General features: G+C 58.0%; 16 protein-coding genes. 8 read left to right on the top strand and 8 right to left on the bottom strand.

Annotation, left to right across the window (positions count from 1 at the left end):
- Window positions 1-51: 51 nt before the first annotated feature.
- Window positions 52-1,329, top strand: coding sequence for a polyhydroxyalkanoate depolymerase (gene phaZ, locus K3727_06285; GenBank protein ID UWQ92399.1), 1,278 nt, complete (start codon window positions 52-54; stop codon window positions 1,327-1,329).
- A gap of 8 nt (window positions 1,330-1,337) precedes the next feature.
- Window positions 1,338-1,913 carry a hypothetical protein gene (locus K3727_06280; GenBank protein UWQ93288.1) on the top strand — a complete coding sequence of 192 codons (576 nt, stop codon included), beginning with the start codon at window positions 1,338-1,340 and terminating at the stop codon, window positions 1,911-1,913.
- A 78-nt stretch (window positions 1,914-1,991) separates the two neighbouring features.
- On the opposite strand, the gene K3727_06275 is transcribed toward K3727_06280, so the two are convergent.
- The 6 genes from K3727_06275 to K3727_06250 all read right to left on the bottom strand — a co-directional run bounded on the left by K3727_06275 (window position 1,992) and on the right by K3727_06250 (window position 6,090).
- Complete coding sequence (locus tag K3727_06275) at window positions 1,992-3,176, bottom strand: glycosyltransferase (GenBank protein ID UWQ92398.1); 1,185 nt, start codon at window positions 3,174-3,176, stop codon at window positions 1,992-1,994.
- Window positions 3,173-3,883, bottom strand: a complete 711-nt coding sequence (locus tag K3727_06270) for an alpha/beta hydrolase (protein UWQ92397.1) — start codon at window positions 3,881-3,883, stop codon at window positions 3,173-3,175. The genes K3727_06275 and K3727_06270 overlap by 4 nt, the downstream gene beginning before the upstream one ends.
- 74 nt (window positions 3,884-3,957) lie before the next feature.
- Window positions 3,958-4,572 carry a hypothetical protein gene (locus tag K3727_06265; protein UWQ93287.1) on the bottom strand — a complete coding sequence of 205 codons (615 nt, stop codon included), beginning with the start codon at window positions 4,570-4,572 and terminating at the stop codon, window positions 3,958-3,960.
- 17 nt (window positions 4,573-4,589) lie between these two features.
- Window positions 4,590-5,018: a VOC family protein gene (locus K3727_06260; protein ID UWQ92396.1), complete on the bottom strand. Its 429-nt coding sequence runs from the start codon at window positions 5,016-5,018 to the stop codon at window positions 4,590-4,592.
- A gap of 5 nt (window positions 5,019-5,023) precedes the next feature.
- Complete coding sequence (locus K3727_06255) at window positions 5,024-5,773, bottom strand: alpha/beta hydrolase (protein ID UWQ92395.1); 750 nt, start codon at window positions 5,771-5,773, stop codon at window positions 5,024-5,026.
- A gap of 74 nt (window positions 5,774-5,847) precedes the next feature.
- Window positions 5,848-6,090 carry a hypothetical protein gene (locus K3727_06250; GenBank protein ID UWQ92394.1) on the bottom strand — a complete coding sequence of 81 codons (243 nt, stop codon included), beginning with the start codon at window positions 6,088-6,090 and terminating at the stop codon, window positions 5,848-5,850.
- Between the two features lie 324 nt (window positions 6,091-6,414).
- Between K3727_06250 and thrS the strand changes: the two genes are divergently transcribed.
- The 5 genes from thrS (at window position 6,415) to K3727_06225 (ending at window position 11,149) form a co-directional block, all read left to right on the top strand.
- The gene (thrS, locus tag K3727_06245; GenBank protein ID UWQ92393.1) at window positions 6,415-8,361 is read left to right on the top strand and encodes a threonine--tRNA ligase; all 1,947 of its coding nucleotides are present in this window, start codon (window positions 6,415-6,417) and stop codon (window positions 8,359-8,361) included.
- 226 nt (window positions 8,362-8,587) lie between these two features.
- Entirely contained in the window at window positions 8,588-8,893 is a 306-nt protein-coding gene (locus K3727_06240; protein UWQ92392.1) for a DUF2282 domain-containing protein, read from the top strand.
- A 78-nt stretch (window positions 8,894-8,971) separates the two neighbouring features.
- A complete protein-coding gene (locus K3727_06235) occupies window positions 8,972-9,829 on the top strand; it encodes a DUF692 domain-containing protein (protein UWQ92391.1) in 858 nt (285 codons plus the stop codon).
- Window positions 9,826-10,581: a putative DNA-binding domain-containing protein gene (locus K3727_06230; protein UWQ92390.1), complete on the top strand. Its 756-nt coding sequence runs from the start codon at window positions 9,826-9,828 to the stop codon at window positions 10,579-10,581. Before K3727_06235 ends, K3727_06230 begins: the two co-directional genes overlap by 4 nt.
- Window positions 10,582-10,585: 4 nt before the next feature.
- Window positions 10,586-11,149 (top strand): DoxX family protein, encoded by a 564-nt coding sequence (locus K3727_06225; GenBank protein ID UWQ92389.1) that lies wholly within the window; start codon window positions 10,586-10,588, stop codon window positions 11,147-11,149.
- 64 nt (window positions 11,150-11,213) lie between these two features.
- Here the strand turns inward: K3727_06225 and K3727_06220 are convergent, their stop codons facing one another.
- Both K3727_06220 and K3727_06215 read right to left on the bottom strand, forming a co-directional pair.
- The gene (locus tag K3727_06220; protein UWQ92388.1) at window positions 11,214-11,582 is read right to left on the bottom strand and encodes a hypothetical protein; all 369 of its coding nucleotides are present in this window, start codon (window positions 11,580-11,582) and stop codon (window positions 11,214-11,216) included.
- Window positions 11,583-11,621: 39 nt separating this feature from the next.
- Entirely contained in the window at window positions 11,622-11,939 is a 318-nt protein-coding gene (locus K3727_06215) for an arsenate reductase (GenBank protein UWQ93286.1), read from the bottom strand.
- Between the two features lie 234 nt (window positions 11,940-12,173).
- Here K3727_06215 and K3727_06210 point away from each other — a divergent pair, with 234 nt between their 5' ends.
- Window positions 12,174-12,380: a cold-shock protein gene (locus K3727_06210; protein UWQ92387.1), complete on the top strand. Its 207-nt coding sequence runs from the start codon at window positions 12,174-12,176 to the stop codon at window positions 12,378-12,380.
- Window positions 12,381-12,473: the final 93 nt, after the last annotated feature.

Here is a 12,473-nt window from a genome sequence, read left to right as displayed (position 1 = left end):
TACGTGAATCTTTTGTAACGTATGTTCCGGATGCAGGAAAAGGAGACGTACATGCGCTATATGATGACTTACGACTTGATGGAAACGGCCCGGAACACGAACCAATGGCTCGGGGCTACGGCATCAGCCATGGCATCGTATCCCATGTTCAGTGCGTTTCCCAACCCTGCACTCAATTGGATGGCCGCCTGGGGCGAGGTCACGGAACGCACGTATCAGCGCATGGTCGTCAAACCTGACTGGGGCATTCGCACCTTTACCTGCGAGGATGGCAAGGACCACCTGGTCGAAATCACCCCTGTGATTGAACGTGACTTTGGCGATCTCCTGCATTTCCGCGTCAACGGACGCAAGGAACAACCCCGCAAGGTTTTGGTGGTTGCGCCGATGTCCGGTCACTATGCGACCCTGCTGCGCTCCACCGTCAAAAGCCTGCTCGTGAACTGCGAAGTCTATATTACCGACTGGCACAATGCGCGTGACATTCCGGTATCCGCTGGCAAGTTTGACGTCGAGGACTATACCCAGTATCTGGTTGATTTCATGCGGGAAATGGGTCCGGAAACCCATGTCGTTGCGATCTGTCAACCTGCCCCGCTAACGCTGGCGGCCACGGCCTATCTGGCCGAATTGGACCCAGCGGCACAGCCGACCACCCTGACCCTGATCGGCGGCCCCATCGACCCTGATGCGACCCCCACCGAAGTCACCGATTTTGGCCGCCGGGTCACCATGGGCCAGCTCGAAGAAACCATGATTCAACGCGTCGGGTTCAAATACAAAGGCGTCGGGCGGATGGTCTATCCGGGCCTGCTGCAGCTGTCGTCCTTCATGTCGATGAACAGCGAACGCCATTCCAAAGCCTTTAACGACCAGATCATGCGCGTATCGCGCGGCGAAGCATCGGATCATGATGCCCACAACCGGTTCTACGATGAATATCTGGCCGTGATGGACATGACGGCGGAATTCTACCTGTCCACGGTCGAGCGGATCTTCAAAAATCGCGAAATCGCGCGCAACGAATTTGTGGTAAATGGCCACAAGATTGATCTGAGCAAGATCACCAATGTTGCCGTCAAAACCGTTGAAGGCGCGAATGACGATATCTCGGCTCCGGGGCAATGTATCGCAGCGCTGGACTTGTGTACGGGCCTGCCCGACAGCAAAAAGGCCAGCCATGTTGAACCCGGCGCAGGACACTATGGTATCTTTGCCGGGCGTAGCTGGCGCGACAACATCCGCCCGTTGGTGATTGATTTCATGAACAGCAATGTGCGCAAACCCAAACGAGCCAGCAAGCCGGCGAACAAAAACTCGGCCGCCTGATCGTGGCCCTGGATAACGTCCCTCTGAACTTTTCCTGCACCTGCGGGGAAGTTCGGGGCGTTGTCGATATCACTGCCCTGAGAGACGGCGCGCATATTGCCTGTTTTTGTCCTGATTGCCGCGCGGGTGAGCTGTTTTTTGATCAACCCGATCCGGCACCCGGACCTGTCGCCCTGTTTCAAACTGCACCGGACCGCCTGACCTTCCTGCGGGGCCAGGACAAGCTGGGCCTGATGCGGTTGGGCCCCAATGGGTTGTTTCGATGGTATGCCACCTGCTGCAATACGCCCATCGGCAACACGTTGAAAACTCACAAACTTCCCTTTGTTGGTATCCCCGTGGCCAGGTTCGCTGCGCCTGAACGCCTGGGCCCAGTGCAGGCACAGGGGTTCATTGTGACATCGGACGGCAAAAAACGGCACAAGGGCGCAGGGCGGATGGTCTGGCGTATGTTTTCGCGGTTCCTCTCTGCCTGGATGTCCGGACGTTGGCGCAACACACCATTTTTTGACGTGGAGACCGGCAAACCCGTTGCCAAAGCGAAGATCCCGACCCGTGAAGAACGTGCCGCGCTCTATCGGTGAGCGATCAGCCATAACTCCACCAACAGCTGGCTTCCGTCGTGCAACGTCCCCCCTCCCAAAACGGGGCGCAGGTCTGGCCTACCCTTCAGCCACCTTTGCAAGATGTTCCATACGCTTGCGGCTTTCGGCACGGAAATCATGCGCCTGTGCAAACGCAAGCGCATTGCGGCAACGCTCGGCCAGCTGCACGCGGTTTCCAGCGGCCTGGGCCACAGCGTCGGCCAATTCCTGCGGCCGTCCCGCCGGACTGGTCCACCCTGCGATTGATGCGCCGGCCAAAGCAGACCACATCCGATTTTCATAGCCGACAACGGCAAGCCCGCACCCCATGTTTTCGATATAGGTGCAGGACGGATCAGATTGCTTGTGACAACACAGAAAAATATCCGCGTTCTGGCGCAGATGCGGCACCAGTTCCGTTTCGAAATCCAGCGGTTCGTGTAGCCGCACCTGCGGCGCAAGACTACCCGCCTCAATCTGGTTGGCTATTTCATCCCTCAGCTGGCCCGCGCCAAAAATATCCAGCGAATACGTCACGCCCCTTTGGGACAGCGCCCGCGCGACGGGTATCAGATCCTGCGCGCCCTTCATTGGCTCCAGCCGGCCAGTATAGACCAGCCGCACGGGCGCAGCGGACAGGAGCCTGTCGCATCGTGCGTCCATTTCGGTCTTGGTTGCAAACAGGCCCGGAGACATCCGATTGTCCAGATACAACAAAGCATCCGGATCACTTTTCCTGCACAGGGAATGCGCCGGATATCCATTTGCCTGCAACCCCTGCGCAGAGGCCATGAACCGGCGTCGACGCAGTTCCCGCGCCATCAGACGCAGGGCGGATATACAGCGTCTGGGCAGGCTGCGCCCCGGTGTCAGAAACAGGATCTTCAATCGCGTTTCCAACGTATATTCAAGCGTTACAACCAGCCGCGCCCCCGCAGCCTGCACCAGTGGGGCCAACCCCAGGTTCCGGTCGTCATCAGCGCTGCACATCACCAGATCATAGCCTTCGAAATGGGCTTGTGTCAGGCGCTCGTCTTCTTCCAAGACATGCAGGCCAAATGTCTCCTGTGCAGGGTTGATCACCCGGGCTCCAAATGGAATGCTGCGCGCGCCGCGGCGCAGAATACAATCGAATTGGCCTGGCCAGAGGTCCGACTGCAGCCGCATGCCCTCGACGAATTTTGCATCCAATGTCATCCCGTCGTGAACCGGGATGACCGGGGCCGGGGCAACCATCAACAACCTCAAGGAGCGGTCCGTCATACCGTGCCTGTTGGCATGGACAACCATTGCCCCAAAACCTGCGTCACCGTTTCGGGCGTTTCCACCACAGGCAGGTGACCTGCATTTTCCAGCACATGCAACCGGGCGTTGGGCATCAGTTCGGACATGAATTCATGCCGACGCACCGGCACCATTGCGTCGTGATCTCCGCACAGGATCAACGTTGGCACCCGCGATTTGCGCAACGTGGCCTGCTGGTCCTTGCGTCGCTGCAAGGCCCTGGATTGGCGCAGATACAGGTCGCTGCCCAATTCTTCGCCCATTTGCCAGAACCGATTCAGCACCTCCATCCGTTGCGGGCCAGGTGCCAGAAACTCGGGCCGCATCGTCTCGCGCATTACATCGGCCAATTGTCCGGCCTGTACCCGCACCAGCATCGGTTCGCGCGCGGCGGCCTCGCCCGGCGTTTCCGCCAGCGGACTGGTCCCCATAAGGCAAAGGCGGGTTATTCGCTCCGGGAGCCGCCGCAGCAGTTCCATCGCGACAATGCCGCCCATGCTCAGCCCGCACAACGCAAAGCGCTCTGGCAATTGGCCCAGCAACGACATGGCAATGTCATCAATCGTTTCACCCTGCGTAATCGGTGCAACCATGACCGCCCGATCGCGCGAAAGGTGCAGAATTTGATGCGCAAATATCCGGGCGTCGCACATCATGCCCGGAACGAGAACCAAAGGTTCGATCATTGACTTGCCTCTAAAATGAGTAGCTGCCCGAATGGTCCCATTGTGCGGCTTTCACCACATCTCAGCAAGGGGTCTCAGGGATAAGCTATGCCACAGAACGCCGGGAAATCCTCATATCGTGACTGACGCTGGGTCAGGGGCTCATTCGGGATATCTCCGGCGCGGAGCAGGCTGCCACGTGGTGCAATGTAACTGTCGATGCGACGCAGCGGTTCAGGACGCCAAACCAGATTGAACGCACAGAGTTTGGGAAAGAACCAGATTTCAGAGTATGGCAGGTGGTCGTGCATCCACCATGCCAGGTCACGCCAATCCCGTCCGCGATCGTATTGATCGGCAAACCACGGGATCACAACCGACGCCCCGGCAATGCGATCCGCCCCGGTGCCCCGGTCCCAGATATGACATTCCAGCGGATGGTCATTGCGGGCACAGTTCAGTTTGTTTTCATTGCCAAACCTGTTCAACGCAGGTGATCTGTATCCGGACCGGACTGCCACCCGGCCAAATGTCTCCTCCAGCGGATCCAGAAGCGTCTCGCAAAACTCCCGGCCGGTTTCAATGGCCAGATCGGGATTGTCGGGAATGTTCTGGCGGGCATGAAAATTGGCGATTTCGGAATAGAGAAAATCACGCATGTAGAAATATTTGGAAAGCCGAACCCTGCCCAGCGTCTCGACGCTCCACATGCTGCCCGGCCGCCGCATCAGCCGTACCCGTTCCAGCGGAATGCACCATCCGGCGACAATGGGGAAAACGGATTGAACGCCACCTCCCAGATGGCACCACCAACCGCCCGGAAATAGCCGTGATAACCACCCCAAAACACATCCGCCGCTGGTTTCAGGATCTCGGCCCCGGCCCGCTCGGCGGCTTGCATCAATTGATCAACCTCGGCCTTGGCGCGCACATTATGGGCCAACGTCAACGCGCCCTGTCCCAATGTACCGACCGGCACACCGATGTCTTCGGCCAGGGCATCCAACGGATACAGTCCCAGTGTCTGACCGATCAGATCAAAGGCAATTACCCCGTCAGGGCTGTCGGTCCGCCGCCAGCCCAGCGCCTCATAAAACGCCGCCGCCTGCGCCATGTCCGGGACACCGATGGTGATCAGGCTGACACGCTGTTGCATCACGCTCAAACCGCCCCCAACACTTCAGAAACCGCCTGCTCGATCAGACCCAGACACGGGCCGTCCGAAAACCGGTGATCCGCATCCTTGACCAGCAACAGACGCATGTCATCACAGGTGGCGTGTTCCAACAGGCGCAGGGCAGTGTCAGTCGTAACGGCCGTATCTGCCGTCCCCTGCAGGCAGCGCACCGGAAACGGCAATTCCAATGGATCACGCAGAACCAAACGGGCGCGTCCGTCTTCGATCAAGCGTTTCGTAATGATATACGGCTCCATGTAATCAGACGGCAATTCGATCTGGCCGACAGTGTTCAACGTCTGTTTCTGCAGGTCCGTGAAGCTGGCGACATACCCGTCCTCGGTGAAATCCGGTGCCGCGGCAATTGTCACCATGCCATGTATCCGACCAGCCCGCGCCCGCGCCAGCAACAACGCCTGCCAACCACCCATGGATGATCCGACTGCTACGATCGGCCCATCGCACAAACGGTCGATGACCTCCAGGGTATCCTCGTGCCAATCCCCGATACAGGTTTCTTCGAACGTATGCGAACTCTCCCCGTGCCCCGAGTAATCAAACCGCAGGAAAGCGCGGCCCTGCGCTTGGGCCCAGGCTTCCAGGTGCACGGCCTTGGTGCCTTCCATGTCCGACTTCAGCCCACCCAGAAACACGATGGTTGGGCCCCGTCCCTCACTCTTGTGATAGGCCAGCCGCCGCCCCTGCGCGGTGTCCAGAAATGCAGTTTGCCCCATGCCCGTTCCTTCCGGCTTTGTCGATTTGATTTGACCAACACTGAACCCAAAGCGCAGGCGAACCGCAAGCCCTGTCAGCCACCGACATAGACGTCGTTGCGGGGGCGGAAAAAGTTCTTTTGATTGTGCATGCGCCCCAATAGATCCGAGATCTCGCGCAGAGTTTCCTGGGGATCAGCAAGGCCCGAGCCGTCGGCTGCCGACAAGGTTGCGTCCAAATCGGGGCGCGAAAGAATGGACATGGTCTTGCGCAGCGCCATTTCGATCAGCTCTACATCCTCGACAGTCAACTCAAAACTCTTATTGAATTCAACCACTGGCTTGTTCTCCCTGTTCAGTCTCATTGGCATGGCACGACAACCCATCGATGCCGTTCCAGCAATGATAACCGCGTCATCTGTAATTGCAGTCACGTTTTCTTGGATTGATCAGGAATGTCGCAGGGATCCCTCCTTCATCTGGCCAAAAATATCCCGGGGGTCTGGGGGCAGCGCCCCCAGCCTGCGCCGAACGTGCCACAGGGGCCAATACTCTCCCAGACACTGGTCTTGACACCACCCCAAGGTGCTGCCAAATCAGCGACACATATAACCCGCAACCGGGCGTTCAGTGGGCGCCAAACCGACGAGGAGAGCCGACAGATGGCCCAAGTCTCCCTTACTTTTCCCGATGGCAATGCACGATCCTATGACGCAGGCGTAACCCCTGCGCAGGTCGCGGCCGATATTTCGACGTCGCTGGCAAAAAAGGCAATTTCTGCCACCGTTGACGGCAAACATTGGGACCTGCAATGGCCGATCCACGCCGATGCCGCCATCGCGCTTCACACCATGAAGGACGAAGAACAGGCCAATGAACTGATCCGCCACGATCTGGCCCATATCATGGCCCGTGCCGTACAGGAAATCTGGCCCGCAACCAAAGTCACCATCGGCCCCGTGATCGACAACGGCTGGTATTATGACTTTGACCGCGCCGAACCCTTCACCCCCGAAGATCTCGGCACCATCGAAAAGAAGATGAAGGAGATCATCAACAAGCGCGATCCAGTGACCACCGAGGTCTGGGATCGTCAGCGTGCCGTTGAATTCTACACCGCCAACAACGAACCCTACAAAGTCGAACTGATCGACGCGATCCCCGGCGACGAGCCGCTGCGCATGTATTGGCATGGGCATTGGCAGGATCTGTGCCGCGGTCCGCATCTGCAGCACACCGGTCAGGTTCAAGGCGACTGCTTCAAGCTGATGTCCATTGCCGGTGCCTATTGGCGCGGCGATTCCAACCGCGCCATGTTGCAGCGGATCTATGGCGTGGCCTTCACCTCCAAAGACAAGCTGAAAGCGCACCTGCACATGCTGGAAGAGGCCGCCAAACGCGACCACCGCAAGCTGGGCCGCGAAATGGATCTGTTCCACATGCAGGAAGAAGCCCCCGGGCAGATCTTCTGGCACCCCAATGGCTGGTCGATCTATGTGCAGTTGCAGGATTACATGCGCCGCCAGCAGCGCAAGGGCGGCTACGTCGAGGTGAACACCCCGCAGGTCGTGGACCGCAAGCTGTGGGAGGCCTCGGGCCATTGGGACAAATATCAGGAGAACATGTTCATCGTCGAAGTCGATGAGGAACACGCCCGGGAAAAGGCCGTTAATGCGCTGAAACCAATGAACTGCCCCTGCCATGTCGAAATCTTCAAACAGGGTCTGAAATCCTATCGCGACCTGCCGTTGCGCATGGCCGAATTTGGCTCGTGCAACCGCTATGAACCTTCGGGTGCGCTGCACGGCATCATGCGGGTGCGTGGATTCACCCAGGACGACGCGCATATTTTCTCTACCGAAGAGCAGATCGAAGGTGAAACCGCCGAATTCATCCGGTTTCTGTCCAAGATTTACAAAGACCTCGGGTTCGAAAATTTCTCGGTCAAATTCTCGGATCGTCCGGACACCCGTGCCGGTTCGGACGAGGTTTGGGACAAGGCTGAACAAGCGTTGTTGTCAGCCACGCGCGCCGCTGGGATTGAACCTGAACTGAACCCCGGCGAAGGGGCATTTTATGGTCCCAAGCTGGAGTTTGTGCTGACCGACGCCATTGGTCGCGATTGGCAGTGTGGCACGTTCCAGGTTGATTTCGTGCTGCCCGAGCGGCTGGATGCGACCTATATCGGATCTGACGGCAGCAAACATCGCCCCGTCATGCTGCACCGCGCGACGCTGGGTTCGTTTGAGCGTTTCATCGGCATCCTGATCGAGGAACACGCCGGCAAGCTGCCATTCTGGCTGGCACCACGTCAGGTTGTCGTGGCTTCGATCACGTCCGAAGCGGATGACTACGTACACGAGGTCGTTGCCGAGCTGAAAGCTGCAGGCGTGCGCGCCGAAGCCGATATTCGCAATGAAAAGATCAACTATAAGGTCCGTGAACATTCCGTTGGCAAGGTGCCCGTTATCCTGGCCGTGGGTCACCGCGAAGTCGAAGAACGCACCGTCAGCATCCGGAGACTGGGTGAAAAACAAACCCGTGTGGACAGCCTCGTAAATGTTACAGAGGCGCTGGGACGGGAAGCCACGCCCCCCGATCTGCTGTAACATTTCTCCCGATTTGACGAAAAAAACGGCTCGCCCTGGCGGGCCGTTTTGCATTTCTCCGCTGTTTTTGCTATTTTTTCAGCGCCTTACGGCGCAATACTTTGTCACACTTGCTGACACAGGTGTTACCCACGGGCTCGTGAATTCAAACTCGGGTCGGGACCGTTTAGCTTTTACTCATATCAACCGAATACCAAACACAACATGTCAGAAGAGGATCACTGAAATGTCGAACACCACCAAATCTTTGGCCGTTGCCGGTGCCGTTGCTGCTGCTTTGACCGCTGCCCTGTCGACCCCTGCCGCTGCGCAGGCAAAGGAAAAGTGCTATGGCGTTTCGCTGGCTGGTCAGAATGACTGTGCGGCTGGCCCCGGCACCACCTGCGCGGGCACTTCGACCGTTGATTATCAGGGCAACGCCTGGACATTGGTCGACGTAAACACCTGCGCCAATATCGAATTGCCTGCTTTGGCTGACGGGACCGCGCGCACCGGGTCTCTGGAACCTCAGGAACGTGATCTGCCAGCATAATTCCGTAGTGTGCAAAACCTTTGGGGGTGGGCCCTTTCTCTGGGCCCCCGCCGTTCTTTCCAAATAACGAGCGTGCTCATGCTTGATGCTGCCCCCCGCCACAACAGACTGCCAGCCAAAGCGGGCGTGGGATACAAGCCGCAGCATTTTGGCCAGATCTGTGACACGCCGGGGGCGGTTGGATGGCTGGAAATCCACGCTGAAAACTATATGGGGGATGGTGGTCGCCCTCTGGCGCAACTGCGTCATCTCGCCGAACGATTTCCGATTTCGGTTCACGGCGTCGGGCTGTCCATCGGCGGCGATGAGGATCTGGACCCTGACCATCTGGCCCGCCTGAAACATCTGGTCGATTGGCTGAACCCCGCCAGCTTTTCCGAACATCTGGCCTGGTCGACCCATGACAGCCAATTCCTGAACGACCTGTTGCCCCTGCCCTATACCAACACAACCCTGTCCCGTGTGGCCGATCATATCAATCATCTGCAAGACGTAATTGGGTGCCAGATGCTGCTGGAAAACCCCTCCAGCTATCTCGCCTTTGACGAAAGCACCTGGTCCGAGCCCGATTTCCTGCGCGAAATTGTGCGCCGGACCGGCTGTGGTCTGCTGTTGGACATCAATAATGTCTTTGTCTCTGCCACCAATCTGGACTTTTCGCCCCAGGGCTACATCGACGCCTTTGATTTGGATCAGGTCGGCGAGCTTCATTTGGGCGGGCACGACGAAGACACCGACGATCACGGGCATCCACTGTTGATTGACAGCCATGGGCGCGCCGTCGTTGATCCGGTCTGGACCTTGCTGGAGTACACCCTGGAGCGCTCTGGCCCCAAGCCGGTGTTGGTGGAATGGGACACCGATGTCCCCGCCTGGACCGTGCTCGAGGCCGAAGCCGCACGCGCCCGCGACACCCTGCTGCGGGTTGCGGCATGAAAGTGTCCCAAAATCTCTTTGCCTCTGCTTTGCTGGATGCATCAGCAGCCATTCCCGATGGCCTGAGCGACGCGGATGCCCGCCCCGCAGGACGACGGTTCAACGTCTATCGCAACAATGTCGTCGTTTCCCTGACCCAAGCACTGCATACTGCCTTTCCGGCGACCGCCGGCCTGCTGGGCAAGGCCAACATGGATGGATTGTCAGGGCAGTACCTGCGCCAGACCCCGCCGTCATCGCCCCTGTTGATGTTCTATGGCGACCGATTTCCCGATTTTCTGGCCTCGATTCCGCAACTTGAAAAGATGGGGTATCTGCCGGATCTGGCACGGATGGAGTTGGCTCTGCGTCGCGCCTATCACGCCGCTGACGCAGACCCGATCGCGGCGCAAAACTTGGCGACACTGGGGCCAGAAGAGCTGATGGCGACCCGGTTGACCCTGGCTCCTGCGGTTCATGTTTTGCCGTCGCGTTGGCCGATCCACGATATCTGGCGGTTGGGCACCGAACCGGACGCCCCAAAACCCCGCGCCACGGCTCAGGATATCCTGATCACCCGCCCGGAATTCGACCCTCTTGTCACGGTTCTGCCCTCTGGGGGTGCATCGTGGATCAAAGCCATACTGGGCGGCCACAGCATTGGCGAAGCTCACGAACAGGCAACGGAAAATCAGCCAGATTTCGATCTGGGCGCTACTTTGACCCTGCTGTTGCAGGGCAACGCCATCATATCTCTGACGACGAAAGGATAAGGCCATGCACGCACTGGTCTCGCTTCACAACGCCATCTTCGGCCTGATCGAACGTCTTGGCGATTGGGTCATGCCTTTGGCCGCCCGCTTTGTTTTTGCTGCAACCTTGTTGTTCTACTACTGGAACTCGGGTCTGACCAAATTGGGCGACGGGCTCTTCGGCATCTTCAGCCCGTCCATCGGCGCCTACAGCCAGATCTTCCCGAAAAAGCTCGAGGCGGTCAGCTATGATGTGTCCCAGTTCGGGCTCTTCGAATGGGTTGTTGTCATGGCAGGGACCTGGGCCGAATTCATCCTGCCGCTGCTCATTGTCATTGGTCTGGCGACGCGCCTGGCCGCGCTTGGCATGATCGGGTTTGTCATCGTGCAGTCGCTGACAGATGTCTATGGCCATGGTGCCACCGATGCCAAAACGCTGGGTGCCCTGTTTGATCGTTTTCCCGACAGCGTGATCATGGACCAGCGTCTGTTCTGGGTGTTCACCCTGTCTTATCTGGTGATCAAGGGGGCCGGTTTCTTGTCGGTCGATGCATTCCTGCGCAATCGCGAGGAAACCGTTTTGGCCTGATGACCATATCATCACTCACGGCAAGGGCGTCCCCACAGGGGCGCCCTTTGTGATTTGACGCCTCTCAGAAATGCGCCTTTTCCTCGTCCGGCTTGCCCGCCGCAACAGCCAGCAACCCGGCCACCCCGGCAAAGCAGATCGGAAACATGGTAAAGACGTTGAAACCATAGCCATAGTACATCCCACCGGCAGACAGCAGCAAAAGAATGCCGCCCCACAGCGCCCGCGCACGTGCCATGCCGCCCCCCGCCAGCGCGAGCATCGGTGAAATCACCGAAGCCAATCGCACCGCATCCACATTGGCCACCTGCTCGGCTATTCCCTCGATTTCGCCAAAATGTTCGATGGCCGATGTATAGCCATAGCCAAAGAAGCCGACGATCATTCCGAACACGCCGGCAATAATTCCCAAAACCAGGGCCGCATTGCGCATAATTTTCTCCTGCCACTCATGGGGCACATAAGGGCTTGTTCACCCCACGCCAAGCCCTGCCTGTGTTTCCTTGGTCCATCCCAGGTACAGCTTGCCCTCCGCTTCGATCAGCGGCCTTTTCATCAGGCTCGGGTGCGCCCTGAGCAGAGCCAGCGGGTCGGATTGGCGCGCTGTCTCGTCCAAGTTACGCCACGTCGTAGAACGCTTGTTAACAAGTATTTCGCCAAATTCTGCCAACGCCGCCTCCAGCATTCTGTCAGCGATTCCATCCGCCCTCACATCGATCAGCGTTGCAGACGGGCATGATTTCAATGCCTTACGGCAAGTGTCGCAATTTTTGAGTCCAAAAATTGTGATGGACATTCGGTAACCCTTCTATTTTTTGTGCAAAATCCCACCAAAACAGGTTTTACAATCCCGTTACGCTGTTTTTCTTGATTTTCGCCAAGACCATGCGATCCTGCGACCGTTACAGCCGCTGTTCAGACCTCTGTCAATCCTTTGGCCTGTCCGACGCCTGAATGACCGGCCGTATCTTATGACCACCGAAGACATTCGGTGAGAACTACAAGATAGAAGGAGACACGGGACATGCCAAGCGGCACCGTGAAATGGTTTAACACTACCAAGGGTTACGGCTTCATTGCCCCTGATGAAGGCGGCAGCGATGTTTTCGTTCATATTTCGGCAGTCGAACGGTCAGGATTGACCGGCTTGGCTGACAATCAAAAAGTTTCTTACGAGCTCCAAGAAGGGCGAGACGGCCGCATGATGGCCAGCGATCTAAAAACGCAATAGCCACGCCCCTGCCCGCCTGATCCGTTAGGCTGGCAGACCCCTTCATTCCGGAACCGGCTCCCGTCCTGCACCATTCTGGTGCCGACGGGGACG

This window comes from Rhodobacteraceae bacterium M382 (genome assembly GCA_025141015.1).
GTDB classification, from domain to species: domain Bacteria; phylum Pseudomonadota; class Alphaproteobacteria; order Rhodobacterales; family Rhodobacteraceae; genus Aliisedimentitalea; species Aliisedimentitalea scapharcae.
Note: the sequence above shows the minus strand (reverse complement) of the source record. Positions and strands in the feature narration are given on the sequence as shown.

Bases quoted from the DNA above. Each gene is read 5' to 3' on its own strand.
- K3727_06265 (UWQ93287.1), bottom strand. From the start codon at position 4,572: ATGTGGAGCGTCGAGACGCTGGGCAGGGTTCGGCTTTCCAAATATTTC.
- thrS (UWQ92393.1), top strand. From the start codon at position 6,415: ATGGCCCAAGTCTCCCTTACTTTTCCCGATGGCAATGCACGATCCTAT.
- K3727_06225 (UWQ92389.1), top strand. From the start codon at position 10,586: ATGCACGCACTGGTCTCGCTTCACAACGCCATCTTCGGCCTGATCGAA.
- K3727_06270 (UWQ92397.1), bottom strand. From the start codon at position 3,883: ATGATCGAACCTTTGGTTCTCGTTCCGGGCATGATGTGCGACGCCCGG.
- K3727_06260 (UWQ92396.1), bottom strand. From the start codon at position 5,018: ATGCAACAGCGTGTCAGCCTGATCACCATCGGTGTCCCGGACATGGCG.
- K3727_06230 (UWQ92390.1), top strand. From the start codon at position 9,826: ATGAAAGTGTCCCAAAATCTCTTTGCCTCTGCTTTGCTGGATGCATCA.
- K3727_06240 (UWQ92392.1), top strand. From the start codon at position 8,588: ATGTCGAACACCACCAAATCTTTGGCCGTTGCCGGTGCCGTTGCTGCT.
- K3727_06255 (UWQ92395.1), bottom strand. From the start codon at position 5,773: ATGGGGCAAACTGCATTTCTGGACACCGCGCAGGGGCGGCGGCTGGCC.
- phaZ (UWQ92399.1), top strand. From the start codon at position 52: ATGCGCTATATGATGACTTACGACTTGATGGAAACGGCCCGGAACACG.
- K3727_06220 (UWQ92388.1), bottom strand. From the start codon at position 11,582: ATGCGCAATGCGGCCCTGGTTTTGGGAATTATTGCCGGCGTGTTCGGA.
- K3727_06235 (UWQ92391.1), top strand. From the start codon at position 8,972: ATGCTTGATGCTGCCCCCCGCCACAACAGACTGCCAGCCAAAGCGGGC.
- K3727_06210 (UWQ92387.1), top strand. From the start codon at position 12,174: ATGCCAAGCGGCACCGTGAAATGGTTTAACACTACCAAGGGTTACGGC.
- K3727_06275 (UWQ92398.1), bottom strand. From the start codon at position 3,176: ATGACGGACCGCTCCTTGAGGTTGTTGATGGTTGCCCCGGCCCCGGTC.